Origin of the sequence: Alishewanella aestuarii B11 (genome assembly GCF_000280055.1) — a bacterium.
Taxonomy (GTDB): Bacteria; Pseudomonadota; Gammaproteobacteria; order Enterobacterales; family Alteromonadaceae; genus Alishewanella; species Alishewanella aestuarii.
On the sequence record NZ_ALAB01000027.1, the window covers coordinates 252,910 to 278,727 of the forward strand.

General features: G+C 53.5%; 25 protein-coding genes. 14 read left to right on the forward strand and 11 right to left on the reverse strand.

What is annotated here, in order from left to right:
* Window positions 1-72 precede the first annotated feature (72 nt).
* Both AEST_RS10745 and metB read right to left on the reverse strand, forming a co-directional pair.
* Complete coding sequence (locus tag AEST_RS10745; RefSeq protein ID WP_008609025.1) at window positions 73-1,179, reverse strand: aspartate kinase; 1,107 nt, start codon at window positions 1,177-1,179, stop codon at window positions 73-75.
* Window positions 1,180-1,190: 11 nt separating this feature from the next.
* Window positions 1,191-2,363: a cystathionine gamma-synthase gene (metB, locus tag AEST_RS10750; RefSeq protein ID WP_008609026.1), complete on the reverse strand. Its 1,173-nt coding sequence runs from the start codon at window positions 2,361-2,363 to the stop codon at window positions 1,191-1,193.
* Window positions 2,364-2,543: 180 nt separating this feature from the next.
* Here metB and metJ point away from each other — a divergent pair, with 180 nt between their 5' ends.
* Complete coding sequence (gene metJ, locus AEST_RS10755) at window positions 2,544-2,879, forward strand: met regulon transcriptional regulator MetJ (RefSeq protein ID WP_008609027.1); 336 nt, start codon at window positions 2,544-2,546, stop codon at window positions 2,877-2,879.
* Window positions 2,880-2,947: 68 nt separating this feature from the next.
* On the opposite strand, the gene AEST_RS10760 is transcribed toward metJ, so the two are convergent.
* A complete protein-coding gene (locus tag AEST_RS10760) occupies window positions 2,948-4,192 on the reverse strand; it encodes a malic enzyme-like NAD(P)-binding protein (RefSeq protein WP_008609028.1) in 1,245 nt (414 codons plus the stop codon).
* 447 nt (window positions 4,193-4,639) lie between these two features.
* Here AEST_RS10760 and AEST_RS10765 point away from each other — a divergent pair, with 447 nt between their 5' ends.
* Window positions 4,640-5,542 (forward strand): tetratricopeptide repeat protein, encoded by a 903-nt coding sequence (locus AEST_RS10765; protein ID WP_008609029.1) that lies wholly within the window; start codon window positions 4,640-4,642, stop codon window positions 5,540-5,542.
* A 92-nt stretch (window positions 5,543-5,634) separates the two neighbouring features.
* Here the strand turns inward: AEST_RS10765 and rpmE are convergent, their stop codons facing one another.
* A complete protein-coding gene (gene rpmE, locus AEST_RS17040; protein WP_008609030.1) occupies window positions 5,635-5,847 on the reverse strand; it encodes a 50S ribosomal protein L31 in 213 nt (70 codons plus the stop codon).
* Window positions 5,848-6,046: 199 nt separating this feature from the next.
* Here rpmE and priA point away from each other — a divergent pair, with 199 nt between their 5' ends.
* From priA to AEST_RS10790, 5 genes are all read left to right on the forward strand, one after another.
* The gene (gene priA / locus AEST_RS10770) at window positions 6,047-8,233 is read left to right on the forward strand and encodes a primosomal protein N' (RefSeq protein ID WP_039925451.1); all 2,187 of its coding nucleotides are present in this window, start codon (window positions 6,047-6,049) and stop codon (window positions 8,231-8,233) included.
* Between the two features lie 127 nt (window positions 8,234-8,360).
* Window positions 8,361-8,918, forward strand: coding sequence for an SPOR domain-containing protein (locus tag AEST_RS10775; RefSeq protein WP_008609033.1), 558 nt, complete (start codon window positions 8,361-8,363; stop codon window positions 8,916-8,918).
* 56 nt (window positions 8,919-8,974) lie between these two features.
* Complete coding sequence (gene hslV / locus AEST_RS10780) at window positions 8,975-9,493, forward strand: ATP-dependent protease subunit HslV (protein ID WP_008609034.1); 519 nt, start codon at window positions 8,975-8,977, stop codon at window positions 9,491-9,493.
* A gap of 11 nt (window positions 9,494-9,504) precedes the next feature.
* The gene (hslU, locus tag AEST_RS10785) at window positions 9,505-10,836 is read left to right on the forward strand and encodes an HslU--HslV peptidase ATPase subunit (RefSeq protein ID WP_008609035.1); all 1,332 of its coding nucleotides are present in this window, start codon (window positions 9,505-9,507) and stop codon (window positions 10,834-10,836) included.
* Window positions 10,836-11,207 carry a gamma-butyrobetaine hydroxylase family protein gene (locus AEST_RS10790; protein ID WP_008609036.1) on the forward strand — a complete coding sequence of 124 codons (372 nt, stop codon included), beginning with the start codon at window positions 10,836-10,838 and terminating at the stop codon, window positions 11,205-11,207. The genes hslU and AEST_RS10790 overlap by 1 nt, the downstream gene beginning before the upstream one ends.
* Window positions 11,208-11,217: 10 nt before the next feature.
* Here AEST_RS10790 and AEST_RS10795 read toward each other — a convergent pair whose 3' ends face one another.
* On the reverse strand, window positions 11,218-11,742 hold the full coding sequence (locus AEST_RS10795; protein ID WP_008609037.1) for a phosphatase PAP2 family protein: 525 nt from the start codon (window positions 11,740-11,742) through the stop codon (window positions 11,218-11,220).
* Between the two features lie 187 nt (window positions 11,743-11,929).
* Between AEST_RS10795 and rraA the strand changes: the two genes are divergently transcribed.
* Both rraA and AEST_RS10805 read left to right on the forward strand, forming a co-directional pair.
* Window positions 11,930-12,415: a ribonuclease E activity regulator RraA gene (rraA, locus tag AEST_RS10800; RefSeq protein WP_039925452.1), complete on the forward strand. Its 486-nt coding sequence runs from the start codon at window positions 11,930-11,932 to the stop codon at window positions 12,413-12,415.
* Between the two features lie 3 nt (window positions 12,416-12,418).
* The gene (locus tag AEST_RS10805; RefSeq protein ID WP_008609039.1) at window positions 12,419-13,486 is read left to right on the forward strand and encodes a formimidoylglutamase; all 1,068 of its coding nucleotides are present in this window, start codon (window positions 12,419-12,421) and stop codon (window positions 13,484-13,486) included.
* Between the two features lie 7 nt (window positions 13,487-13,493).
* On the opposite strand, the gene hutI is transcribed toward AEST_RS10805, so the two are convergent.
* Window positions 13,494-14,717 carry an imidazolonepropionase gene (gene hutI, locus AEST_RS10810; protein ID WP_008609040.1) on the reverse strand — a complete coding sequence of 408 codons (1,224 nt, stop codon included), beginning with the start codon at window positions 14,715-14,717 and terminating at the stop codon, window positions 13,494-13,496.
* 157 nt (window positions 14,718-14,874) lie between these two features.
* Here hutI and hutC point away from each other — a divergent pair, with 157 nt between their 5' ends.
* The 4 genes from hutC to AEST_RS10830 all read left to right on the forward strand — a co-directional run bounded on the left by hutC (window position 14,875) and on the right by AEST_RS10830 (window position 21,003).
* Entirely contained in the window at window positions 14,875-15,582 is a 708-nt protein-coding gene (gene hutC, locus AEST_RS10815) for a histidine utilization repressor (RefSeq protein ID WP_008609041.1), read from the forward strand.
* Between the two features lie 11 nt (window positions 15,583-15,593).
* Window positions 15,594-17,276: a urocanate hydratase gene (gene hutU, locus AEST_RS10820; RefSeq protein ID WP_008609042.1), complete on the forward strand. Its 1,683-nt coding sequence runs from the start codon at window positions 15,594-15,596 to the stop codon at window positions 17,274-17,276.
* Window positions 17,277-17,286: 10 nt separating this feature from the next.
* Window positions 17,287-18,822, forward strand: a complete 1,536-nt coding sequence (gene hutH, locus AEST_RS10825; RefSeq protein WP_008609043.1) for a histidine ammonia-lyase — start codon at window positions 17,287-17,289, stop codon at window positions 18,820-18,822.
* Between the two features lie 159 nt (window positions 18,823-18,981).
* Complete coding sequence (locus AEST_RS10830) at window positions 18,982-21,003, forward strand: methyl-accepting chemotaxis protein (RefSeq protein WP_008609044.1); 2,022 nt, start codon at window positions 18,982-18,984, stop codon at window positions 21,001-21,003.
* On the opposite strand, the gene AEST_RS10835 is transcribed toward AEST_RS10830, so the two are convergent.
* From AEST_RS10835 to AEST_RS10850, 4 genes are read right to left on the reverse strand one after another with little or no spacing between them, the layout of a single operon-like run.
* A complete protein-coding gene (locus AEST_RS10835; protein WP_008609045.1) occupies window positions 21,000-21,821 on the reverse strand; it encodes an NAD(P)H-binding protein in 822 nt (273 codons plus the stop codon). The genes AEST_RS10830 and AEST_RS10835 overlap by 4 nt on opposite strands.
* A gap of 4 nt (window positions 21,822-21,825) precedes the next feature.
* Entirely contained in the window at window positions 21,826-22,728 is a 903-nt protein-coding gene (locus tag AEST_RS10840; RefSeq protein WP_008609046.1) for a bifunctional GNAT family N-acetyltransferase/hotdog fold thioesterase, read from the reverse strand.
* Window positions 22,728-23,168: a D-aminoacyl-tRNA deacylase gene (gene dtd, locus AEST_RS10845; protein WP_008609047.1), complete on the reverse strand. Its 441-nt coding sequence runs from the start codon at window positions 23,166-23,168 to the stop codon at window positions 22,728-22,730. The genes AEST_RS10840 and dtd overlap by 1 nt, the downstream gene beginning before the upstream one ends.
* A 3-nt stretch (window positions 23,169-23,171) precedes the next feature.
* Entirely contained in the window at window positions 23,172-24,074 is a 903-nt protein-coding gene (locus AEST_RS10850) for a virulence factor BrkB family protein (protein ID WP_008609048.1), read from the reverse strand.
* Window positions 24,075-24,368: 294 nt separating this feature from the next.
* On the opposite strand from AEST_RS10850, the gene AEST_RS10855 reads away from it, so the two are divergent.
* Window positions 24,369-25,064 (forward strand): pirin family protein, encoded by a 696-nt coding sequence (locus AEST_RS10855; RefSeq protein ID WP_008609050.1) that lies wholly within the window; start codon window positions 24,369-24,371, stop codon window positions 25,062-25,064.
* Window positions 25,065-25,143: 79 nt separating this feature from the next.
* Here AEST_RS10855 and AEST_RS10860 read toward each other — a convergent pair whose 3' ends face one another.
* Window positions 25,144-25,812, reverse strand: coding sequence for a PilZ domain-containing protein (locus AEST_RS10860; protein WP_008609052.1), 669 nt, complete (start codon window positions 25,810-25,812; stop codon window positions 25,144-25,146).
* Between the last annotated feature and the right edge of the window lie 6 nt (window positions 25,813-25,818).

A 25,818-nucleotide genomic window follows, 5' to 3' on the forward strand; every position in this document is an offset into this window, starting at 1 on the left:
AAGTCATACCAGCATTTAGGGCGTGTTGACGTTCGCTGCTTGTTTTTTCCGCAAAGATTAACACGCCTTAGACTAACGAACAGACTTCACTAACTCCGCTAAGTCTGCATGCAAACCACCGGCCGTTACCAACAGGCCGGCGCCCGGACCTTTCAGCACCAGCGGGTTCTGCTGATACCAGTCAGATGTGATAACAAAGATATTGTCACAGGGTGCCAATGCAGCCAGCGGCGCCTTGTTGTCCACAGCAACTAAACGGACACTGGCCTGTACCTGCCCGTCAGCTAAGCGCAGACTGGCGGCGTAACGCAGCACCTTATTTCCGGCAGTTGCCTTAGCATAAGCCTCAGCCAGCATCAGATCCAATTGCTGACGCTGACGCCAAAATCCGGCCAGATCACCGTCTGCTAACCCGGCAGGTAACAGTGGTTCCAGCTCAATATCCGCTAATTCTAACTCTGCACCCAGCTCACGAGCCAATACCAGCAGCTTACGCTGGACATCTTTACCAGAAAGATCATCGCGTGGATCTGGTTCGGTATAGCCCAGCTGCTGTGCTTGTAACACCAGTTCAGAAAAGGCTGTAGTACCATCATACTGACACAATAACCAGGATAGCGTACCAGAAAATACCCCGCTCACCTCGCGGATCTGATCGCCACTTTGTAATAACTCCTGCATCACCCGCTGTACCGGGATCCCGGCACCGACGGTGGTGTTACTCAACCAGCGTAAACTACTAAGCTCCAATGCCTGCAGGATCTGCTGATATTCAGAACCCGGCAAGGTAACACCTTGTTTATTGGCACTGATCAGATGACAACCTGCGGCGATAAAGGCCGGATAGAGCCTGGCAAAGTCCTGACTGGGTGTGATATCAATCAATACCTTGGGGCTGGGCAGTGCTGCCAGATAGGCAACTAAACTTGCCTGCTGATAAGGCTTGGCATCGCTAAAAGCACTGGACCAAGCCTGACTCTCGATGGTATCGCTGAGTAAGGCTTGGCGCGAGTTCAGGATAGCGCAAAGATTAAGTCTGATCTGGCCGGCAAAGCGTTGTTGCTGCGATGCCAGTAATCGTAAAAATTCGGCGCCGACCTTACCGGTACCGGCGACCACGATATTGAGCGTTGTCAAAGGCGCTGCGACACCCGATTTTACTTGCTTAAAATCACTCATGCTACTTCCACTTACTGCTGTTGTACCGCAGCCACGGCATCCAGTGCCAGAGCTAAATCGGCAATAAGATCCTGGGCTAATTCAATACCAACCGACGCCCGAATCAGTGTTGCCCCTATCCCGGCAGTGGCCTGGGCCGCTGCGTCCATAGAGGCATGGGTCATGGTCGCAGGATGACAAATCAAACTTTCCGTCCCGCCTAAAGACTGCGCCAGCGTGAAGTAGCGTAAGTTACTGAAAAAGGTGGTCAGTAAGGCTGGCGGGGCGCTTAACTCGAAGCTGCACATGGCGCCGAAGCCAGATTGCTGGCGCTTAGCAATCTGATGGCCGGGATGATCCACCAGGCCGGGATAGTACACCTTACCAATCAGCGGGTGTTGTTGCAGAAAGGCCACCACCTCGGCGGTATTCTGCTGCTGCAACTGCAAGCGAGGGGTCAGAGTCCGCAAACCACGTAAGGTTAAATAACTATCAAAAGCGCCTGCTGTGAGGCCAAGGCAGTTCGCCCACCATTTCAACTCGTCACCGCAGGCTTGCGTTTTACAGATCACCGCACCACCAATCACATCGCTGTGGCCATTAATAAACTTGGTGGTCGAATGCACCACCAGATCGGCCCCCAGTGCCAACGGCCGCTGTAATGCCGGCGACAGGAAGGTGTTATCTACCACGACCTTTGCAGTCAGACTTTTCGCCAGCTGACACACCGCAGCAATATCAGTGATTTGCAGCAAGGGGTTGCTTGGTGTTTCCAGCCAGATCATCGCCGGTGCCGCCCGCTTAATCTGTTCAGGCCAATCCGGCTGTTGGAAATTGACAATCACCAGCTTGAACGCCTGCTTCTTCTGCGCCAGATTAGTAAAAAGACGGTAGCTGCCACCATAGCAATCATGCGGTATCACCAAGGTATCAGCCGGCGTCAATAACTGCAGCGCTAACAGACACGCCGACATTCCGGTATTGCTAACAATGGCTTTGGCACCACCTTCCAGCTCCGCCAGGGCTTCACCGAGAATATCGCGGGTAGGATTATTCGAGCGCGAATAATCATAAGGACCGGGCTGACCAAAGGCCGGCAACTGATAAGTCGAGGTCAGGTAAAGGGGCGGCGTGATCGCACCGAAGGCGGTATCTTCAGCGATACCTGCCCGGGCGCTAATCGTAGCGGGATGGCGATGACTCATGCTTTAACTCTTTTAGATGTTTAGACGTCTAAAAGTATATTCATTATTAACTGGAAGTCAAACCATTTAGCCGTCTATAATCTTTATTTGTTGCACACTATTTGACTCACCGACAGAAAGCAGTAGAATTCCCGTTTTGCGCTACGCTGCAAAACAAAAATTAACGACAAGGGATCCCTTATGGCTAAGTGGAATGGTGAATATATTCACCCCTATGCAGAACACGGTAAAAAATCAGAACAAGTTAAAAAAATTACCGTCTCGATACCGCTGAATGTTTTAAAAGTTTTAACCGATGAACGTACCCGCCGCCAGGTCAATAATCTGCGGCATGCCACTAACAGTGAGTTACTGTGCGAAGCTTTCCTGCATGCTTTTACCGGTCAGCCGCTACCGGCAGACGACGACTTGCGTAAAGATAATCCACATCAAATCCCGGCTGAAGTCAGACAAATCCTGACCAGCATGGGTAAAGAAATTCCGGTGATTATCGAAGCCGACAGCGATGAAGAATAAATAACGCTAACCGATTCGCAATAAAAAACCGCCTTTCGGCGGTTTTTTATTTACTGGCAATCATACTCTCAGGCATCAAAGTAGGCTGCCGGCATCGGGATCCTGGCTACCCCTGAGCTGACTGCCGCTTCAGCTACCGCACGGGCGACCCGTGGTAATAACCGGGGATCCATAGGCTTCGGAATAATGTAGCCTTTACCAAACTCCAGACTACTAACTTTAGCCGCCAATAGCACTTCCTGCGGTACCGGCTCCTTGGCAATAGCCCGGATCGCCTGCACGGCTGCCAGCTTCATCTCATCATTAATCACACTGGCGCGCACATCCAATGCACCACGGAAAATAAAGGGGAAGCACAGCACGTTATTCACCTGATTCGGATAATCCGAGCGTCCGGTAGCCATAATCAAATCACCACGTTCGGCGTGCGCCAGTTCAGGTTTAATCTCTGGATCCGGGTTGGAACAGGCAAAGATCACCGGCTTATCCGCCATCAGGCTTAATGCTGCCGGCGGCAGGACATCGGGGCCAGAAACACCAACGAAGACGTCAGCCCCCTGCAGCGCATCTTCCAGGGTCCTTTTATCGGTATTGTTCGCGCACAGTTGCTTGTACTGGTTCAGATCTTCACGCCGGGTATGGATCACCCCCTTGGTATCAAGCATATAGATATGCTCACGCATGGCGCCGCACTTGATCAGCAGCTCCATACAGGCAATGGCAGCCGCGCCGGCACCCATACAAACAATAATGGCTTTGCGGATATCTTTACCCTGGATCTCCAGCGCGTTTAACAGGCCGGCAGCAGTGACAATAGCGGTACCGTGCTGGTCATCATGGAATACCGGGATATTACAGCGCTTAATCAGTTCCTGCTCAATCTCAAAGCACTCCGGCGCCTTGATATCCTCCAGGTTAATACCACCAAAGGTGTCAGCAATATTGGCGACCGTGGTAATAAATTCTTCAGTAGTGCGGTGCGATACTTCAATATCAATTGAATCCAGGCCGGCAAAACGTTTGAATAGCAGCGCCTTACCTTCCATTACCGGTTTTGACGCCAGATGGCCCAGGTTACCTAACCCCAGGATCGCCGTGCCGTTAGAGATTACGGCGACCATATTGCCTTTGGCGGTGTATTTGTAAATGTTGTCCGGATCAGCGGCAATTTCACGCACCGGTTCAGCCACACCGGGGCTGTAAGCCAGTGCCAGATCGGTAACGGTTTCGGCAGCTTTACTGATTTCGATACTGATTTTCCCTGGGCGAGGTTCTGCATGATAACGCAGCGCTTGTTCTCTGAAATCTGACATTCCAATTTTTTCCTGAGTAAGTGTAGGTACAGACTACGGCACTAATTTATAGGTTTTTTGTTATACAGCGGGCCGGTGGTCGGCTCATTCTAATGAGCTCTGATCTGGAAAAACACTGAAATCGTGCTGGACGTACCAGACTAAGGCAGTAACGTCATTACGACTTTGGTATAATTCGTAACCAGTTATAACAAGAAAATGCTCAGCCGCCAAGAGTTCTGGACATCCAATTATCTGCGCTGTGTTCCGCTGACCAGGCGCTGACGAAGGATTTAACGGGTGAGCGCAGTTACTCAAACCTGGAATGGAACGCAAATTTGGCTGCGCCAGTTGCTCACATTATGTTAACCGACACACTTGTTTACAATCTGCTTCTGACCAAAACTTGACCCTCAGCCGTATGTAGCTAAAATCGACACCATTAACTGTTTTTTAACCAGAGGTTTTATGAAAGCGCTACTTTTAGCAGCCCTGTTGTGCAGCACTGCATCCCTGACTTTATATTCAAATACCAGTTATGCCAGCGCGGCGGATAATGACCGGGTATGTGCCGATACCGATTGCAGTAAAGAACTGCGCCGACTGATCAGATTGGCGCGAAGCGGCAGCGGTGATGCAGCAGCATTGGTAGCAATGGCTCACGCGACCGGCGATGGTCTGGAGCAAAGTAACGAGCAAGCCATTCGTTATTTGCGGATGGGCGTGCGCCAGCGCAACGCTATGGCGGTCTTTCTGATGTCCGACTGGCTTAGAAATGGTTTTATGCTGGAACAAGATCTTGCTGAGTCGCAACGTTTGCTTGATCTGGCCGTCGATCTAAAATATGCCCCGGCGCAATATGCTAAAGCGGTACAACTGCTGCAGGCTGAGCAGGATGACCAGTTGCCGGAAGCGATTAATCTACTGGAGTTAGCCACAGAGCAGCGACTGGCCAGTGCCATGTTGCTGTTGGCACAGTTAAAACAACATGGCGCCGGTGTCGAGCAGGATCTGCCGGGCGCCGCCGAGCTATACCGGAAGTTAGTGTTGGCCGGACAGGTATCCGCCCGTCCTTACTTGCAGGAAGTGACAGCTCTACTCGCTGCTGATCAGCAACACCAGACGTTGGTTGATGAATTACGGCAAGTCGAGAATATTGAAGTGATCCGGGTAACAGGCCAGGCATTACAGGCCAATAATATGCTGGAAGGCATTGTCAGAAGGTTAACTGCCACCGGACAGTACGACAGCCGCTCGGTAGGAAGCCGGATCCGGGGCGTCAGCTGCGACCAAAGTGGCAGTAACTGCGGTGTTATCCGCCCGGATAGCAGCTCTGGCTCAATTTCTGAAGCCCTGGCGGGTGGCAAGTAAAACTAGTAACAAATGCTGAAACCTATGCTCTCGCTGAGCATAGGGCATAAAAAACCGGAGCCAGGCTCCGGTTTTTTCGTACTTGGTACCGATTAACGGTTGCCCAGTACAGAGAAACGCTTCTTGAAGCGGTCAACACGACCACCAACATCCAACACTTTCTGCTTACCGGTATAAAACGGGTGGCAAGCTGAGCAAACGTCCAAGTGGATGTCTTTGCACAGAGCTGAACGGGTTTTGAAGGTATTACCGCAAGTACAGGTTGCAGTAATTTCTTTGTATTCCGGGTGGATACCTGGTTTCATGGGTTACCTCGTTAGGCCGTATCGCCATCTGGTCGCATTTTTTATCGCCAGACACCATACGTAATTACAGTTAATTTAGGGCGCGTAGCTTAATAGATAGCCGCTGAAGTTGCAACCAGAAAACCGGAAAAGCACAGAATTTTGTTTTGCTTGGCAAGGCGCACGCGCTTCCTTAAACTTAAAGCCTGATTTTGTTGCTATGGAAGCTGCTGTGACTGCGATCCGTGTTGCCCTGCCCGTACCCTTGCGCCAGCATTTTGATTACCTGTTACCGCCTGAACTTGAGGTGAGCATAGGCTGCCGGGTGCGGGTGCCCTTTGGTAAACGCGAATTGGTGGGGATTGTCTGGCAATTAGCGGTTAAACCCGACGTCAGTGAGCAACAACTTAAACCGGTGCTTGCCGTGATCGATCAGACGCCGGTCTTGCCGGCTTTGCTGCGCCAACTCCTTAGCTTCGCTGCAGATTACTATCACCATCCACTGGGGGAGGTCCTCACAGCCGCCTTACCCGCACTGTTGCGTGAAGGCCGCCCACTCGCTGACTACCTGCCCCGTGCGTACCGACTGACCGACAGCGGTAAAGCCGTTCACCTGCAAAGCTTTTCGCGCTCGGCTAAACAGGCAGAACTGTGGCAGGCCCTGACAACACAAGCGCTGGATGAAGCGACCGTCAAAAGCCACTACAGCGGCAGTGCGCTGAAGCAATTAATGGCCAAGGAGCTGGTCGAGTCGTTCCAAACCGAGATCGCGCCCTATCACTATCGGGGCTTAGCCGAGCCTGCGTTGCAATTAACCGCCGATCAGGCTCTGGCAGTAACCGCTGTTAATCAGGCCCAGGGCAGCTTCCGGCCCTTTTTGCTGGAAGGTGTCACCGGCTCCGGCAAAACCGAAGTCTACCTGCAGCTCATCCCCTCCCTGCTGGAGCTTGGTCAGCAAATACTGGTATTGCTACCGGAAATTGGCCTGACCCCACAAACGCTGGAACGCTTTAGCAAACGTTTCCGGGCCCCGGTACTGGTCTGGCATTCAAATTTAAGTGACGGCGAACGCCTTAACTGCTGGCTGCAAGCGGCCAGTGGCAGCGCAGCTGTGGTAATAGGTACCCGCTCGGCACTGTTTTTACCTTTTCGCAAGCTCGGACTGATTATTATTGACGAGGAACATGACCTGTCACTAAAACAGCAAGACGGCTTTCGTTATCACGCCCGGGATCTGGCGATTAAGCGCGCAGCACTGGAGTGTTGTCCGATCCTGCTTGGCTCGGCCACGCCGAGTCTCGAGTCACTGTATAACTGTCAGCAAGGTCGTTTTACCAAGCTGACACTGACAGCCCGCGCCAGTGGTCAGGCGATGCCGCAGCTGGAGCTGGTTGATCTGAAGCAACAGGTTTTACAATACGGACTGGCCGCACAAAGTATTCAACAAATGCATCAACAGCTGAAACTGGGCAAACAGGTGATGCTGTTCTTAAATCGTCGCGGTTTTGCACCGGCTCTCAGCTGTCAGGATTGCGGCTGGTTGACCGAATGTCAGCGTTGTAGTGCTTTTACCACTTACCATAAACATAGCCGGCAGTTGGTCTGCCATCACTGCGGTGCTACCCGGGCCGTACCACGACAATGCGGCGGCTGTGGCAGTACCCGGCTGGCGCCGGTCGGTCAAGGTACCGAGCAACTGGAAGAGCATCTGAGTGTGTTGTTTCCAGAGGTTCCGGTAACGCGGCTTGACCGTGACAGTACCCGGCGTAAAGGTGCTTTCGCCAGCCTGTTAGCCGAAATTCAGCAACCTGGCCCCAGATTGATTTTGGGAACCCAGATGCTGGCTAAAGGCCATCATTTCCCCTTTGTTACTCTGGTGGTGATTGTCGACGTCGATGGCGCCCTGTATAGCGCCGACTTTCGTGCTCCTGAGCAACTGGGGCAGTTGCTGACCCAGGTTGCCGGCCGGGCCGGTCGTGGTCATGATAAAGGCAAGGTGTTACTGCAAACCCAACATCCGGAACACGCCTTGCTGCAGGACATCATGCTAAACGGTTATGCCGCCTTTGCCCGCAGTGCCCTGCTGGAGCGCCAGCAAACCCTGTTACCCCCCTGTCAGTATATGGCGCTATTCAGAGCAGAAGCCCATCAGAGTGAGCTTTGCCAGCAGTGGCTACAGCAGGTTGCCAGCTACTGTCAGCAGCAACCTCAGGTCCAACAGCTCGGCCCTCTGTTATCGCCGCTGGAACGCCGGGCAGGTAAATACCGCTGGCAATTACACCTCTATGCCGCACAACGGCCGCTGCTGCATCAACTGCTTAGTCAGGTTTTAGCAGAGGTATCGCAATGGCCGCTGAGCCGTAAAATCAAATGGCAGCTCGATGTCGATGCGCTGGATTTAAATTAAGCCGCGCAAGCCACTGACTGCAGCGCCACGGTTTGTTTTGGTAACAGATCGGAGCTGCGTTATTTCCTTTTCTGCCGATCCGGGTAGAATACAGTGTGATTAGAAAAACAGGTAATTGATAAGTCGTATGCCACAAAAAGATTATGTGCGCGCCACCCGTCCGAAAGCACCCGCTAAAGGTCAGGCCAGAGGCAGTCGCGCCAAGGCGCCGGCGGCCACTAATAAGCCCTGGCTGCTGATTGCGCTTACCTTGCTGACACTTAGCGTCTTTGTCTATGGTCTGTGGTTTTTAAAGCAACAACCGGTCAGTAGCAGTCAACCTGCAGCGGCACCGGTTAAGGCGCCGGCGAAAGATGAGTTACCGCCCAAACCGCAATCTGAGCCTTACCAATATATTAAAGAATTGGAAAACCGTGAAATTACGGTCGAAGTCCCCGAGCAGCAACGTAGCGTGCCAGCAGTGTTACAGTGCGGCTCTTTCCGCCAGCAAGGCCAGGCTGAACAGATGAAAGCACAAATTGCCTTTGCCGGCATTACTGCCGATGTCAGACGCACCGAAGGCAGCAACGGCGTCTGGTTCCGGGTGGTAGTAGGCCCTTATGAATCGCGCCGGGCCGCCACTGCCGATATGAACCGCTTACGGCAAATGGGGATTAATACCTGTCAGGTCCGTAACTGGACTTGAAAAATCCGGCTGTCCCCCTTACTTAAGCCCTATGTTTTCGCCATAGGGCTTTTTTTATGACTACTATCGTCTCTGTTCGCCGCAATGGCCATGTTGCCATCGGTGGTGATGGCCAGGTCTCGCTGGGTAATACCGTAATGAAGGGCAATGCCCGCAAGGTTCGCCGCCTCTATCACAATAAGGTACTGGCCGGTTTTGCCGGCGGCACCGCTGATGCCTTTACGCTGTTCGAACGCTTCGAAGCCAAGCTGGAAATGCATCAGGGCCACTTAATGCGCGCCGCCGTTGAACTGGCGAAAGACTGGCGTACCGATCGTATGCTGCGAAAGCTGGAAGCCCTGTTGGCGGTGGCCGATGCCAATACCTCACTGATTATCACCGGGAATGGTGATGTGGTGCAGCCAGAACATGATTTAATTGCCATTGGCAGTGGCGGCCCCTTTGCCCAGGCAGCCGCCACCGCGTTATTACAAAATACTGAGCTCAGCGCCCGCGATATCGTGGAAAAAAGCCTGAAAATTGCCGGTGATATCTGTGTCTACACCAATCACCACCAGACTATCGAAGAATTGTAAGCAGGTAGCCCATGTCTAATATGACCCCAAGAGAAATAGTCCACGAACTGGATCGCCATATTATCGGCCAGAACAAAGCCAAACGGGCTGTCGCCATCGCGCTGCGTAATCGTTGGCGGCGCATGCAATTAGATCCAGCGCTGCGCCAGGAAGTGACGCCGAAAAATATTCTGATGATAGGCCCAACCGGTGTCGGTAAAACCGAAATTGCCCGCCGCCTGGCCAAGCTGGCGAATGCGCCCTTTATTAAAGTCGAAGCGACCAAGTTTACCGAAGTCGGCTATGTCGGTAAGGAAGTGGAAAGCATTATCCGTGATCTGACAGACAGCGCGGTAAAGATGTTTCGCGAACAGGCCATTGCCAAAAACCGCTTTCGGGCCGAAGAAGCCGCGGAAGAGCGGATCCTCGATGCGCTGTTACCCAAACCCAAAGACGCCTGGGGCGAGCCGGAAAAAGCCAGCACCGACTCTAATACCCGGCAGATCTTCCGCAAAAAACTGCGTGAAGGCCAGTTAGATGACAAAGAAATCGAACTGGAACTGTCACAAGGGCCCATTGGCGTAGAAATTATGGCGCCGCCGGGGATGGAAGAGATGACCTCGCAATTGCAGAGCATGTTCCAGAGCCTGGGCAGTGAGAAAAAGAAAAAACGTAAGTTGAAAATTAAAGATGCCTTTAAGCAGCTGATTGAAGAAGAGGCCGCCAAACTGGTCAATCCGGAAGAGCTGAAAGCCGAAGCGCTGGAGGCAGTAGAGCAAAATGGTATCGTGTTTTTGGATGAAATTGACAAAATCTGTAAGCGCGGCGAAACCAGCGGCCCTGACGTGTCACGCGAAGGTGTACAGCGTGACCTGCTGCCATTAATCGAAGGCTGCACGGTAAATACCAAGCATGGTATGGTCAAAACCGACCATATCCTGTTTATCGCCTCAGGTGCCTTCCAGATGAGCAAGCCGTCGGATCTGGTGCCTGAACTGCAAGGCCGGTTACCGATCCGCGTCGAGCTGGAAGCCTTAACCGCCGACGATTTTGAGCGTATTCTGACGGAGCCCAAGGCGTCATTAACCGAGCAGGCGCGTGCCATGCTGGCCACTGAAGGTGTGCAAATTCAGTTTACCGAAGATGGCATTAAACGTATCGCTGCGGCGGCGTTTCAGGTTAATGAAACCACTGAAAATATCGGCGCCCGGCGGCTGTATACGGTGATGGAGCGGTTGCTGGAAGAAATTTCCTACGATGCCGCCGACCATACCGGGCAACAAATTGCCATTGATGCGGCCTATGTTGAGCAGCATCTGGGTAGCCTGGTGCAGGATGAAGATCTGAGCCGGTTTATTCTGTAATGGCGACAGCACTGGTAAAACTGCATTACCACCGGCAACGGCGGATCCTGGATCTGCTGGATGCCGCGGGGCAGTGCCAGAGTTTAAGTGCGGAATTTCTGCGGGTGCATTCGCCATCCGCCGAAGTGCGTGGCCATGGCACACCACGGCTGGTCGCCAATAAGCGGCAGGTTGGGATCAGCGCCATCACCCTTGTTGGTCATTACGCGGTAAAATTGCAGTTTGACGATGGCCATCACACCGGCCTCTATAGTTTTGCCTACCTGCAACAACTGGCCAGCCAGCAGGAAACCCTATGGCAGCAATATCTGGCGCGGCTAAAAGCTGCCAATGCCAGTCGCGACCCCCTGATCAATATTAAAAGCCTGTGACACCGCCTGCTCAGAGCAGCTTTGCTGCGCTGTAGCAGGAGGCAACGCCAAGGCTGATCCCAGCCAGGATATCCAGCGGAAAGTGCACACCCAGCATAATGCGCGACAAACCAACTAATAGCCCCCACAGTAACACTAACCAGAAACAGGCCGGAAAACAGAGCGCAACCGCTGTTACCACCACAAAGGCCGCAGCAGTATGCCCGGATGGCAGGCTAAAGGTATCAGAGGGTACGATATGCGCTACCACCGGGTGCAGCCTGACCGCCTGCTGCGGTCGCATCCGCCGGATAGTGTTTTTTAACAACAGATACAACGGCAGCTCTATCGCAAACGCCAGCAATAATAGCCGGGTAAACTGCCAACTATCTGCTACCTCAAGCACCAGCAGCAGTAGCACCAGTAATAAATACAGTGGACCATCGGCCGTTTTCGATATCCAGTAACTGCCGCGCGACAACAGCAGCGAGGAGCTCCTGGCGAATAGCCGGCAGAAAAAAGCATGGTCCCAGTATTCCAGTCGTTTTAGCAACATGACAGTGATCCTGTTGTGCAATAACTAACCGGATACTAAGCAAGCTTAATGACGAAAAAATGACAGCGACGATTAAAAGTGCTGCCGCCCGCTGCAGCGCTGGCGCCAAAAGGCGATAAGTTCCGCTTGAGCTTATATGTCAGCGGGTTATACTGAGCACACCCCTTCTTCTGGTATGGAGTTAACCGTGGAATATAATACGTCTGAACTGTGCGATCTGTATGCGGATCAGGTTGATGTCGTTGAACCGATTTTTGCAAACTACGGCGGCCGCCGCTCCTTTGGCGGACAAATCCATACTGTTAAATGTTTTGAGGATAATGGCCTGATCCGTCAGGTACTGGCTGATAATGGCATTGGCAAGGTATTGCTGATTGACGGCGGCGGCTCGGCCCGGCGTGCGCTGATTGATGCCGAACTGGCCTCGCTGGCGGCCACCAATGGCTGGGAAGGCATTGTTTGCTATGGCAGTGTGCGCGATCTGGATGCCCTGGAAGACTTTGATATCGGTATTCAGGCGGTGAATGCCATTCCGATTGGTGCTGACGATAATGGTTTTGGTGAAACCGAGGTACCGGTGAATTTTGCCGGTGTAACTTTTTTACCGGGCGATCATCTGTATGCTGACAGTACTGGCATTATTTTATCGCCGGAAGCGCTGGATATTGAGTAAGTGATGCCTGCGATTCACTATCTTACAAAGGCGCAGTTAAGCGCCTTTTTTCAACCCCGTCCGGGTGAAAGCCGTCTGGCCGAACAATGCCAACTGCCGGATCCGGCATTGGACCTAGGTTCGAATTTAGCCCGGCATGCCACAACGGGCGGAAAGTTTGTGTTGTTGGGCATTCCCGAAGATATCGGCCCACGGGCCAACTGTGGCTTGCCCGGTGCCAACTTGGGTTGGCAGGCGTTTTTAAGCAAATTTCTGAATCTGCAAGCAAACAGCTTACTGGATGCGCAGCAGCTGTTAGTGCTGGGTGAAGTCAGCTGTGCCGATTTACAGCAGCAGAGCAGCAATCTGAACGCCGCTCATGCCGCGGAGCTGATGCAGCTCCGGCAACTCTGTGCTGAGCTGGACGAACGGGTTGGTGCGGCGGTCGCGCCGATTTTTGCTGCCGGTCTTACCCCCATAGTAATTGGTGGCGGTCATAATAATGCGCTGCCGCTGTTGCAGGCACTACACAGCCATACTGGCCAGGCTGCCAACTGTATCAATATTGATCCCCATGCTGATTTTCGTGCGCTGGAAGGCCGCCATAGCGGTAATGGTTTTAGCTATGCGATGGAGAAGCAGCTACTGCAGCATTATCTGGTGCTGGGCCTGCACCAGCAAAAAAATAATGCCGCCAGCCTGGCAGCACTGTCGGCTGCCGGTGCCGATTTTATCAGCTACCAGCAGATTTTTGTCCGCCAACAGCTAAGCTGGCAGCAAGCGCTGGATCTGGCTTGCGACAAGGTGCTTAGTGCTCATACGCCGCTGGCACTGGAGCTGGATACTGATGCCATTACCGCCATGCCGGCCAGTGCGCTGAATTACAGTGGTATCAGTGTGGCGCAGGCAGAGCAGGCGGTGTATCAAATCGCCCGTTTACCCGCTACCGCCTACCTGCATCTGGCAGAAGCTGCGCCGGCGCAGCATCCCTCAGGTGTTAGCGCCGGACTTAACCATTGTGGTCAGGTACTGAGCCAGCTGGTGCAGGCCTTTATTCTCGGCAAACAACGCCAGGCTGCTGTGGTGGAGTAAAGTGCTGTTATGGTAGCCGGCACAGACTGCCGGCTATCACCAGTTGTTTTAACGGCGATACCCCAAACTGATAGCATAGCTCAGCCGGCTGAGTTATCGCATAACAGCCAAAGTCTGCCCGCATACCTGCTTGCAGTTGCCCCCGATCTTTCAGCCCCAGCGCAGTTGCAGCATGACGGGTGACGCCGAGCAGGGCTTCTTCCGGGGTTAAACGAAACAGCGTGCAGGCCATATTCAGCATCAACTGCAAAGAACAAAACGGTGAGGTGCCGGGATTCAGATCGCTGGCAACCGCCATCGGTACCTGATATTGCCGCAGCAGCGCCAGCGGCGGCAGCTGGGTTTCACGCAGAAAATAATAGGCCCCCGGCAACAATACCGCGACAGTACCGGCTTTCGCCATCGCCGCCACACCGGCTTCATCCAGATATTCAACATGATCGGCCGATAAACCGCCAAACTCAGCCACCAGCGCACTGCCGCCCAGATTCGATAACTGCTCGGCATGGGCTTTTACCGGCAGACCTAACGCCGTTGCCGCCGCAAACACCTTGCGGCTTTGCGCGACACTAAAACCAATGCCCTCACAGAAGATATCTACGGCATCTACTAAGCCGAGCTGCTGCAAAGTCGGCAACATCTGACACACCGCCTCGATATAGCCATCAGCATTATCTTTAAATTCCGGCGGTAACGCATGGGCGCCCAAAAAGGTTTTGACAATACTGGCCGGATGATGCTGCTCCAGCAAAGCCGCCACTTCTAAAAGCTTTTGTTCATTGGCTAAATCCAGACCATAGCCGGATTTGATTTCAACCGTAGTCACCCCTTCCCGCAGCAACGCGTTTAAACGATCTTTACCCAGCTTAAACAATTCTTCTTCACTGGCGTCGCGGGTTGCTCGAACGGTACTGGCAATGCCGCCGCCGGCCGCGGCAATTTGCTGATAACTGGCTCCTTGCAGACGCAGTTCAAACTCATTGGCGCGGTTACCGGCATACAACAAATGGGTATGGCAATCGATCAGACCCGGCAGCAGCCATTGCCCCTGCACATCATAAAGGGGTGTCGCCAGGCTATCAAAAGGCGGCAGGTCGGCCTGAGGCCCGGCATAGGCAATCAGCCCATCCTTAACCGCCAATGCCCCGTGCGCAATAGCACCATAGGGGCTACCGTTATCCGTCATCGTCGCCAGCTTCGCATTTAGCCATACCGCATCAAAGTCTGCCATTCTGTGCTCCTGTTTACCGCGGCGGTGCTACGTAGCCGGGGTGTTATGCTGTTCAACCACTTTGCAAATAGTCTAACTGAAAAACTTGTATATACAACTAAGATCCGCTATTTTTAGCACATCACTGCGTAACCCTTGCTAACAGGTCAGCCTCGCTATGGCAAAATTTGCCGAAATTAAAGAATTTATGCTGCGCCAGATCGAAAGCGGCGCCTGGCCGGAACATAGCCGGGTGCCATCCGAAAATGAGTTGGCAGAACAGTTCTCCGTCAGCCGGATGACGGCCCGGCGCGCGTTACAGGAACTGACCGAACAGGGTATCCTGTACCGCACCCAGGGCGTCGGTAGCTTTGTCGCCGCGTTAAAATCGCAGTCCTCGTTGTTGGAAATTCGCAATATTGCCGATGAGGTGCAAAGCAGTGGTCATGCCTACCGCGCTAAGCTGTTACAGCTCACCGAGCTGCCTTGCCCGACTATCGTGGCGACGGCTTTGGGGTTAAAACGCAATGAGCCGGTATTCTTCTCGCTGATCGTGCATTACTCCGATGCTCTACCGCTGCAACTGGAAGCGCGTTATGTCAACCCGAAACAGGTGCCGCTGTATACCCAACAGGATTTTCAGGAAATCACCCCGCATCTGTATTTAAGTCAGATCGCACCGCTGACCGAAGCCGAGCATATTGTTGAAGCTATCTGGCCGGATGATTTTACCTGTCAGCAGTTGCTGCTGAAAAAACCCGAACCCTGCCTGCGTCTGACCCGCCGCACCTTTAGCCGTGACGGCGCGGTCAGCCTGGCCTATTTAACCTCTCCCGGCAGTCGTTACCGGCTGGGAGGCCACCTTAACTTTGCCCTACCCCACTAACCACAGTTGCTATGAACGATAACCGCATTGATAAAAGCCGGGTGATCCGCGCCCCCCGTGGCAGCCAAATCACCGCTAAAAGCTGGCAAACCGAAGCCGCCAAACGCATGCTGATGAATAATCTGGATCCGGAAGTGGCCGAACATCCCCAAGCGCTGGTGGTGTACGGCGGTATTGGCCGTGCCGCCCGCAACTGGGCCTGCTTTGATAAAATCGTCGAAGTACTGGACCGGCTGGAAGATAACCAAACCCTGCTGGTACAAAGCGGGAAACCGGTTGGCGTGTTTCCGACGCATCCGGATGCGCCACGGGTACTGATCGCCAACTCGAATCTGGTGCCGGCCTGGGCCAACTGGCAGCACTTTAACGAGCTGGACCGCAAAGGCCTGATGATGTACGGCCAGATGACGGCCGGCTCCTGGATCTATATCGGTACTCAGGGCATTGTGCAGGGGACTTATGAGACCTTTGTCGCCATTGCCAAACAACATTTTGCCGGCAAGGCAGCAGGCAAGTGGATCCTGACCGGCGGCCTCGGTGGCATGGGCGGCGCCCAGCCACTGGCCGCGACGATGGCGGGCTTTCATATGCTGGCCTGTGAAGTGGATGAAAGCCGCATCGATTTCCGGCTTAAGACCCGCTATCTGGATCAAAAAGCCTACTCGCTGGATGAAGCTTTGGCTATGTTAGAACAAGCCAAAGCCAGCGGTAAACCGACCTCAATCGGCTTGCTGGCCAATGCGGCCGACGTGTTTAGCGAGCTGGTGGCCCGCGGTATCACGCCGGATGTGGTCACCGATCAAACCTCGGCGCATGACCCGCTGAATGGCTATCTGCCACAGGGTTGGACGCTGGAGCAGGCGAAAGCCAAACGTACGGAGGATGAAGATGCAGTGGTCGCGGCCGCTAAAGCCTCAATGGCCGTACAGGTAAAAGCCATCTTAACTATGCAGCAGCGCGGTGCGGTAGCAACTGACTATGGTAATAATATCCGCCAGATGGCAAAGGATGTTGGCGTAGCTAATGCCTTTGATTTCCCTGGCTTTGTACCCGCCTATATCCGGCCACTGTTTTGTCAGGGCATTGGCCCCTTCCGCTGGGTAGCGCTGTCTGGCGATCCGCAAGATATCTATAAAACCGATGCCAAGGTAAAAGAGCTGATCCCGGACGATCCGCACCTGCATAACTGGCTGGATATGGCGCGTGAACGCATTCAATTTCAGGGCTTGCCAGCACGGATTTGCTGGATCGGCTTAAAAGATCGCGCCCGCATTGCGCTGGCCTTTAATGAGATGGTGAAAAACGGCGAACTCTCAGCCCCCATTATTATTGGCCGCGATCATCTGGACTCCGGCTCCGTTGCCAGCCCGAACCGCGAAACCGAAGCCATGCTGGATGGCTCAGATGCAGTATCGGATTGGCCATTACTAAACGCCCTGCTTAATACCGCCGGTGGCGCCACCTGGGTATCGCTGCATCATGGGGGTGGTGTGGGTATGGGTTACAGCCAACACAGTGGTGTGGTGATCCTGGCTGACGGTACCGAGCAGGCTGCCGCCCGCTTAAGCCGGGTACTGTGGAATGATCCGGGCACCGGCGTAATGCGCCATGCCGATGCCGGTTACGCCATTGCCGTTGATTGCGCCGAAGAACAGGGCCTTGACTTGCCGATGATTAATCGCACTGCTAACTAGAGAAACGATCATGACTTATGCCCTACATTTAACGCCAGGTAAACTCTCACTGGCCCAATTACGTGCCGTGCAGCAAGGCCCGGTCACGGTGACACTGGATCCAGCTGCGATCCCGGCTATCGAAAAGTCAGCCGCCTGTGTCGCCGATATTATTAAGCAAAACAAAGTGGTGTACGGTATTAATACCGGCTTTGGCCTGCTGGCCAATACCCGCATCAAGCATGAAGAGCTGGAACTGTTACAGCGCTCCATCGTATTATCGCACGCCGCCGGTTTTGGTCAGTTTATGGCCGACAGCACAGTGCGGCTAATGATGGTACTGAAAATTAACTCCCTGGCACGTGGCTTCTCTGGCATCCGTTTAAGCGTGATCCAGCTGCTAATTGACATGGTCAACGCCGGGCTTTATCCGTGCATTCCGGAAAAAGGCTCAGTCGGCGCCTCCGGTGATTTGGCGCCGCTGGCACATATGGTGCTGCCGCTGATTGGCGAAGGTGAAATCTGTTATCAAGGCCAAATCTATGATGCAAAAGAAGCCTTAGCCCTGGTCGGTTTAAAGCCGCTGACGCTGGCTGCCAAAGAGGGTCTGGCGCTGTTAAATGTCACCCAGGCCTCTACGGCCCTGGCGTTGGAAGGTTTGTTCCGGGCCGAAGATCTGTTTGCCGCCGGTAGTGTGGTTGGCGCGTTAAGCGTGGAAGCCGCCCTGGGTAGCCGCGCGCCCTTTGACCCGCGTATTCATCTGGCTCGTGGCCAGCAAGGACAAATTGACGCAGCCGCCATTTACCGCCACCTGCTGCAAGATAGCTCAGAAGTCGGCCAATCGCATAAAGATTGCGAAAAGGTGCAGGATCCCTACTCGCTGCGCTGCCAGCCACAGGTAATGGGCGCCTGCTTAACACAAATCCGTCAGGCAGCCGCAGTGTTAGCGGTAGAAGCCAATGGTGTTACCGACAACCCGCTGGTATTTGCCGACGATGGCGATATCTTATCGGGCGGTAACTTCCATGCCGAGCCGGTGGCGATGGCCGCCGATAATCTGGCACTGGCGATTGCCGAAATTGGTGCCCTGTCGGAGCGGCGGATGGCGCTGTTAATTGATGCCAGCTTAAGTAAGTTACCGGCGTTTTTAGTGCCGAATGGCGGCGTGAATAGCGGCTTTATGATTGCGCAGGTCACGGCAGCGGCATTGGCGTCGGAAAATAAATCGCTGGCGCATCCGGCCTCAGTAGATAGCCTGCCGACCTCAGCTAACCAGGAGGACCATGTGTCGATGGCCACCTTTGCCGCGCGTAGACTAGCCGATATGGCCGAGAATACCACCGGCGTACTGGCGGTAGAGTATCTGGCGGCAGCGCAAGGGCTGGATTTCCGTGCGCCACTAAAAACTACCCCGCTTCTGGAGCAGGCCAAAGCCATTTTGCGTGAGCAGGTCGCTTTTTATGATCAGGACCGCTATTTTGGCCCGGATATCGAACAAAGCGCCAACTTACTCCGCGACGGAAAACTGAACCAATTTATACCGCCGCAACTGCTCTGCAGCTTCTAACAGTCAGACCTACCTTTGCCCGGCTTTGCCGGGCATTTTCTCTGCTACTACTGGCTAGACCAGTATCTAAAAACCTGCTAACGTCCTTCTAACGCAAAACGGCGTACCAGACGCTCAAAAATCACTATACTAAAATCTGGCCAGACAGGGGCTTACGCTATGAAGTTAACCGTTGCGCATAAAGTCATTATCGGCTTTGGCTTTATCACCCTCCTATTACTGATCGCCAGTGTATCGGCTCTAAGCAGTTTTCGCAGTGTCACTACCGCCAATACCCAAATGAACGAATTGGCCGTGCCGGCGCAACAACAAAGCAATCAGGCACAGATCCTGTTATTGCAGCTGGCCCGTCTGACCGCGTCCGGCTTTACGGCCGAGCAACAAGCCGATATTGAGCGATATCAGCAGAACTTCAATCAGCAACAACAGGCATTTAATCAATTGTTGAGCCAGTTTCAACAGTTAAATCTGGGCGGCGAGCTGCAGCAAAGTCTGAATAGTGCCACCGAACATGCCAACCGTTACACCGAGGCGTCCAGCACAATGTTTGGCGCCCGCCTGAGCAGTTTACGGCTGCAACAGCAGCTGAGCACTGAGCTGGCGCGGCTGGAAACCCTGCTCGATGAAGCCGGCGCCGCCCTGATTGAACTGTCAGAGCTGGAATTACCGCGTAACCGCCAAACTGCAGAAATTATTGCCGGCACCGCCGGCCGCTTAGACGGTCAGTTGGTTGGTCTGGTGAATACGCTGCGGGAAACTGCAGCCTATAGCGAGTACAGCCAGTTGGAGCGCAATCAGGATAACGTTAGCTTTGCGCTCAGCGATATGCAGGTTAATGTCGATTATCTGGCGCAATTAGCCGAGTCAATTAATACCGATGGCCTGTGGCAGAATTTTGCTATGCACTGGCAGGAGCTAAATGATGCGCTCGGTGCTGAGCCTAATTTACTGACCTTAAAGCAACAACAACTCAGTGCCTTGCAGCAAGCCCGTAATGCCCTGAATACCGCGGAACAACAAGTCGGGCTGGCGCTGGAGCTGCTGGATCAGGTGGTTAACGCAGCCGGGCTGCGCTTTAGTACCCTGCAACAACAAACCTCCGGCGCCCTCAGCTCCGGTAGTACCCGAACCTGGTTTATGATGCTGGTGCTGGTCGTACTGGCGGCGACCACCGCCTATTTTACTATTAGCGCGATGTTAAAACCGCTGGCTGGGATTAACCATGTGCTGGGCTATATCGCGCAGGGCGATCTGACCCGCAAGCTCCATATCGAACAGCAAGATGAATTTGGTGCCTTGTCGGAAAAGGTCAATAGCCTGATCAATGCCTTAAGTGGCTTACTGACCAATATCCAGCAAAATGCCAGTGCCCTGAGCAGTACGGCGCAGCGTTCCACCACTGCGGTCGGCGAGATCAACCAGTCGCTGCATGCCCAGCAGCAGCAAATCGGTAGCGTAAATCAAATTACTGAGCAACTGGCAGAAAATACCCAGGCGGTCGCAGTCCACGCCGCTGATGCCGGTGAAGCCATGCAGCAGGCCTTGCAGCAAAGCCAGCAAATCAGTCAACTGGCGGGGGCCAACAACCAGCGTATTAATAAGCTGGCACAGCAGCTGGTTAGCACCAGCCAGATCATGAATAAGGTCGATGATCAGTCAACCAATATCGGCAGTATCCTGACCACTATCAGCGCCATTGCTGAGCAAACTAACCTGCTGGCACTCAATGCCGCCATTGAAGCGGCGCGTGCCGGTGAGCAAGGCCGTGGCTTTGCCGTGGTCGCCGATGAGGTACGCTCACTGGCCGGACGCACCCAGCAGGCCACCAGTGAAATCCGGCAGATGATTGAACATTTGCAACAACAAAGTCAGCAGGCGGTCGCCGCAGTATTAACCGGTAAACAGGAAGCCGAACAGTGTGTGACGACCATGACGGAACTGGTTGCCTCCCTGACCGCAGTCACAGAGGCGATTTCCGCCACGCTGCGGATCAGCAGTGCCGTCAATCAGGCCAGTCAAAGCCAGCAACAGCTGGGGCAAGCTATCAACGACCGGATGCACGAAATTGTTGGCCTGGCGCAGCAAAGTGCCACTCAGGCCGAACAAACGATGAGCGAAAGTCAGGAAGTGGCCCGCCTGGCACAACAACTGACCGAGGGCGCGGCCCGGTTTAAAATCTAATTGCAGAGCGGCAAGGCGGTGCGGGGATCGGCAAACTGAAAGCTAAAATCCGCATCTTCGATAAAGCGCTGGCTGCACACCTGGCGGGCAGGCTCGATCGCCGCGGCACTCAAATCAATACTGGCCGCGGTCAACCCCAGGCTCTGAGCCGCCGCTTGATAGAATTCGGCTTTTGTCACGTACTGCGGCGCGCTCAGGTTATAACAGGCTGCGGGTAAGGGCCAACGGCTTAAGATCTGCAGCACAGCCGCTGCCACATCGGCACTATGCACCATATTGACCGGCTGCATCGCACCGCTCAGCACCCGCCCCTGAGCAAAACGCCCCGGATGCCGGCCAGGCCCCATTAAACCGGATAAACGCAACGTTAGCCAGTTATCCTGCTGTTGCAGCGCCTGCTCACCGGCTGCCAACAGGGCTACCCGTGGCTGAGTCAGTTGCAGCTCGCTCCGCTCGTTAACGACGCCACTGAGCCCCTGATAAATACCGGTTGAGCTAATATGGATCCCACCCTTTATCCCTGCAGCCTGAGATAGCTGCGCTAGCTGTTGTAATACCTGCGGATAGTCCGACACTCCTCCTTGCCGAGCACCGGGCGGAATAGTGCAAATTAGCCAGGCATCCTGAAAAAGCGCCAACTGTGCAGCAGACCAGGGCGACTGAAAATCCAGCGCGATACCTTGGATCGGCGCCGGCAAAGCCTCTGCTGAGGCTTGGGTGCGGCGGCTGCCAAAAACCTGGTAACCTGCTGCTGCCAGCAACGGCGCAAGTTGTTGTCCCAGCCAGCCACAACCAATAATCAGTACTTTTTCTGCCATTCAGTTACTCCGGCAACACCGCATACAGGCCGCTAAATTCCGCGCAAAGCTCACCCTCAGCAAACAGCTGGACACGAATTTGCTGCTTTACCCGCTTGCCTGCGGCCAATGGCGTTAGATCACCAGATACTGCCGCAACTTTACACACTGCGGTGGGTTGGCTGCGAATGGGTTTCAGGTAGCGGATATTGGCATCGGCCAGCACCTGTGCGCCATGCAGGCCCAGACTCTGTAACTGTAAATACAGCATGCCCCAGCCGGTTAACGTCGCCAGCGTATAGATACTGCCGGCGAACATGGTCTGGTGCAGATTAATATTGGGTGGCAGCGGTGCCGTGCATTGCAGCTGATAACCATCACATTGTTCGATCTGCAGTTGCATATAGGCACTGAGCGGAATAGTGCGGTGCCAGGTTTGTTGCAGACTTTGGCACCATTGTTGCCATTCTGCTGGACTACCGGCCAAACAGAGTTGTTTTTGCATCCGTTGATGCGTAATACCAAACTGGGTCGGCGCTGCTGCAACGACCCGATACCCCTGACGCTGATAAAACGCCAGCGCGCTGTCACGAGCATTTAGTACGATATATTTCATCCCCAGCTGCACGGCATGTTGCTCCAGCGCCTGTAAAATTCGGCTACCGGCGCCTTTGCCCTGCCATGACTCAGCGACCGCCATATAGCGGACCTGAGCAGTGTCACTATCAACTTGATGTAAACGCCCGACAGCCGCGACCTGCCCTTGTGGATCCAGTAGCATCTGATGAAAGCTGCTTTGCTCCAGCTCATCCTGCTCTGAACCCGGCGGTTGCTGCCAGGGTGCGCGCAGCACCTGCCAACGCAGCTGATAATAGGCCTGCCACTGTGCCGGAGTTTGCGGACTGATCAGGGTTAAGGTTTTTGCCATTAGCGGCTCTCCAGCATAAAGGTAACGGGGCCGTCGTTAGTCAGACTAACCTGCATATCGGCGGCAAACTGGCCGGTTGCAACCTTAAGCCCCAGCTCACGGCAGTAAGTGCAAAATGCCTGATAATATTGCTGCGCCAATTCCGGTGCTGCTGCGGGTGTAAAGCTGGGACGCAGACCGGATTGGGTATCCGCCGCCAGGGTAAATTGAGACACCACCAGCAAGGCTCCACCTGCCTGCTGTACATTCAGGTTCATCTTACCGTTGTCATCACTAAATACCCGGTAACGGCAAACTTTCTCAGCCAATTTACGCAGATCGGCTTCGCTATCCCCGGCTTCAACCGCCAATAACACCAATAAACCCCGTTCGATTACGCCAATTGTGCTGCCGGCGACCTCAACTTTGGCCTGACTGACTCTTTGAATTAATGCTTTCATTGACTACTCTGTTTCAGCTGCAACTGATTTGTCCGCACGCTGCGGCACCGGACAAACTTCATCTTCCCGACACTCCCCCGCTTCCCGCTGTTGTAGTAAGGCGGTGAGTTCCGCTCCCAGCAATACCACCATCCAGGATAAATGGATCCAGACAAACAAAATGGGTAACAGCGCCAGGGCACCATAAATCGTCTGATAAGTCGGAAAGTTTGTGACATAAAAGGCAAAGCCCCGCTTGGATAACTCAAACAGCACCATCGCCAATAAGGCCCCCCAAAGCGCATGTTTAACCCGGACTTTAAGGTTGGGCACGACCAGATATAAAATAAAAAAGGCTGCCAGTGACATCAGATAAGGCACCACACCCAGCACCAGGGTTGAGAAACCCGGCGTATAGTCGTCCGCAAAGGTACTTAGCCTGACCAGATAAGAGGTTACGCCAATCGACAGCCCAAACAGGATGGGGCCCAACGTCAGAATCATCCAGTAAATTGAAAACGAGATAATTAAACGCGGCCGGCTGGTGACCCGCCAGATTTTATTCAGCGTTTTATCAATATTGTGAATTAGCAATAAGGCAAAAAACACCAGCGCCAGAATGCCGATCGCCGTCATACCGCCGGTATTACCGATAAACTGCGTGAGATAGGCCTGAATTTCATCTCCGCGCGACGGGATGACATTGGCATAGATAAACTGCTCCATATTCGTGCGAAACTCCGCAAACATCGGAAACGCACTAAGCATCGCAAACATCACTGTCACCAGCGGCACCAGCGATAGTAACGAAATATAGGTCAGATAACCGCCGATTACCTGGATCTGATCTTGTTGACAACGCTGCCAATAGGCTTTGACAAAGTCGACACTTTGTCGCCAATAGCTCTGCCAGCTAGATAGTTGCATGAGTACTCCATTTCGTTGATCGACGTTAGCGTACATTACGACGTCCACATAACAACACCAAGCCCAGCCCTGACAATACCAGCCCCCCCCGCAACCAGCAACCGGCTGTGCATAGGCTCAGCAAGCAGAATGACCGCGAGTAATGCTGCAACAAGTGTGCCCCTGCCATGCTCTATTTTAAAGAATTTATTATTGAATTTTCTTCGATATATTCGTTTTATTCAGCCTGCCAGGCTACCGCGGTTGATGCAGCTCACTGCTCGTTGTTCAGTATTATCACATCCGGAGGTACCGATGTTAGAGATTGTTCGCGCTAATCAACGTGGCCGTGCCCACTTTGGCTGGCTGAAAAGCCAGCATACCTTTTCCTTTGGCGATTACTACAACCCACAGCAAATGGGGTTCTCAGCATTAAGGGTAATCAACGATGATGAGGTAGCACCCGGCGCCGGTTTTAGTACCCATGGTCACCGCAATATGGAAATTATCAGCTATGTGCTGCGCGGGAAAATTGCACATAAAGATTCTGCCGGTAATGAAGAAATTTTGCCGGCCGGTGAATTCCAGTTAATGAGTGCCGGCAAAGGCATTTATCACAGCGAATATAATGCCAGCCAGACAGAGATCCTAAAATTTTTGCAAATCTGGATTGAGCCAAATCAGCGCGATGGTGAGCCAGGATATCAGCAAAAGGACTTTGGCAACCAGGCTGGCTTAACCTGGGTCATCACCCCCGATGGCCGTGATGGCACCTTGCGCATCAAGCAGGATGCCGCTTTGGCGCAGCTGCTGTTAACCAAAGAGCAAGTATTAAATTTTCCGGTACAAGCCGGTCGCGCTTACTATCTGCATCTGATAGAGGGTGAGCTGGCCTTGGCGAATGTAACCTTGGCAGCAGGCGATGGTTTAAAGATCGCAGCTGTCGACAAGCTGCAGGGCGTGGTAACGCAGGGGCCGCTGCAAGCGCTATGGTTTGATTTACCGCTGTAACACGAGATTGCCTGTTAGCCCGACCTTAGCGGGCTAACACAGAGCTGCAGACACTGAGAGCGCGCCAGTAACCATAACGCTACTTGTCGTGACTAAGCTGCATCAAACGTTCAAAGCTGGCTAACGGCAGCGCCTGAGCAAACTCTAAGCCAAGCCGCACCGTACCGGTGGGTCGGGTACTGCGCTTCACCATGGCCGTGACCGGCGGCAAAGTGTCAGGTAACAACAGACTTAACTGCTCGCCGCGCCCTATTAACGGAGCCTCTTGGCTTAAGGCCAATAAGCCGCCTTTTACCGACAAATCTAACAATTCCGCCTCAATTTGCTCGCCGGCTGCCAGCTGGATCTTAACCGGGATGCGCACCGGGTTGCGCTTATCAGAGCGCAGTGATAAGTACTGCGCCACTTCCGGATAGCGAATAACCAACAACCGGTATGGATGGCTTATGACATTTAAAATTTCAGATTTAAAAGCATAAACTCTGCCCTGCTCGGCCTCTGCCACAAAACGGCAAATTAAACCTGTTTTCTGTGACAGTATATTTTTTGGCAGTGCCGGTTCAGTCGCAGCGATTCTAAGCAACAGATATTGTCGCTTTTCGAAACCCACTAACTCAGCCCGGATCCGAAACGCCGAGTTAACTAATAACTGGACTTCTAGCCGAAGCCCAAGATTAAACGCCTGCCAAAATGTTGCGTCCGGCTCCAACTCTGCTAGCGTTACCGAACCTTTGCTTGCTATTTTCATCTATCA

Coding starts and splice junctions, on each gene's coding strand:
- AEST_RS10745 (WP_008609025.1), bottom strand. CDS start 1,179: ATGAGTGATTTTAAGCAAGTAAAATCGGGTGTCGCAGCGCCTTTGACA.
- metB (WP_008609026.1), bottom strand. CDS start 2,363: ATGAGTCATCGCCATCCCGCTACGATTAGCGCCCGGGCAGGTATCGCT.
- metJ (WP_008609027.1), top strand. CDS start 2,544: ATGGCTAAGTGGAATGGTGAATATATTCACCCCTATGCAGAACACGGT.
- AEST_RS10760 (WP_008609028.1), bottom strand. CDS start 4,192: ATGTCAGATTTCAGAGAACAAGCGCTGCGTTATCATGCAGAACCTCGC.
- AEST_RS10765 (WP_008609029.1), top strand. CDS start 4,640: ATGAAAGCGCTACTTTTAGCAGCCCTGTTGTGCAGCACTGCATCCCTG.
- rpmE (WP_008609030.1), bottom strand. CDS start 5,847: ATGAAACCAGGTATCCACCCGGAATACAAAGAAATTACTGCAACCTGT.
- priA (WP_039925451.1), top strand. CDS start 6,047: ATGGAAGCTGCTGTGACTGCGATCCGTGTTGCCCTGCCCGTACCCTTG.
- AEST_RS10775 (WP_008609033.1), top strand. CDS start 8,361: ATGCCACAAAAAGATTATGTGCGCGCCACCCGTCCGAAAGCACCCGCT.
- hslV (WP_008609034.1), top strand. CDS start 8,975: ATGACTACTATCGTCTCTGTTCGCCGCAATGGCCATGTTGCCATCGGT.
- hslU (WP_008609035.1), top strand. CDS start 9,505: ATGTCTAATATGACCCCAAGAGAAATAGTCCACGAACTGGATCGCCAT.
- AEST_RS10790 (WP_008609036.1), top strand. CDS start 10,836: ATGGCGACAGCACTGGTAAAACTGCATTACCACCGGCAACGGCGGATC.
- AEST_RS10795 (WP_008609037.1), bottom strand. CDS start 11,742: ATGTTGCTAAAACGACTGGAATACTGGGACCATGCTTTTTTCTGCCGG.
- AEST_RS10805 (WP_008609039.1), top strand. CDS start 12,419: ATGCCTGCGATTCACTATCTTACAAAGGCGCAGTTAAGCGCCTTTTTT.
- hutI (WP_008609040.1), bottom strand. CDS start 14,717: ATGGCAGACTTTGATGCGGTATGGCTAAATGCGAAGCTGGCGACGATG.
- hutC (WP_008609041.1), top strand. CDS start 14,875: ATGGCAAAATTTGCCGAAATTAAAGAATTTATGCTGCGCCAGATCGAA.
- hutU (WP_008609042.1), top strand. CDS start 15,594: ATGAACGATAACCGCATTGATAAAAGCCGGGTGATCCGCGCCCCCCGT.
- hutH (WP_008609043.1), top strand. CDS start 17,287: ATGACTTATGCCCTACATTTAACGCCAGGTAAACTCTCACTGGCCCAA.
- AEST_RS10830 (WP_008609044.1), top strand. CDS start 18,982: ATGAAGTTAACCGTTGCGCATAAAGTCATTATCGGCTTTGGCTTTATC.
- AEST_RS10835 (WP_008609045.1), bottom strand. CDS start 21,821: ATGGCAGAAAAAGTACTGATTATTGGTTGTGGCTGGCTGGGACAACAA.
- AEST_RS10840 (WP_008609046.1), bottom strand. CDS start 22,728: ATGGCAAAAACCTTAACCCTGATCAGTCCGCAAACTCCGGCACAGTGG.
- dtd (WP_008609047.1), bottom strand. CDS start 23,168: ATGAAAGCATTAATTCAAAGAGTCAGTCAGGCCAAAGTTGAGGTCGCC.
- AEST_RS10850 (WP_008609048.1), bottom strand. CDS start 24,074: ATGCAACTATCTAGCTGGCAGAGCTATTGGCGACAAAGTGTCGACTTT.
- AEST_RS10855 (WP_008609050.1), top strand. CDS start 24,369: ATGTTAGAGATTGTTCGCGCTAATCAACGTGGCCGTGCCCACTTTGGC.
- AEST_RS10860 (WP_008609052.1), bottom strand. CDS start 25,812: ATGAAAATAGCAAGCAAAGGTTCGGTAACGCTAGCAGAGTTGGAGCCG.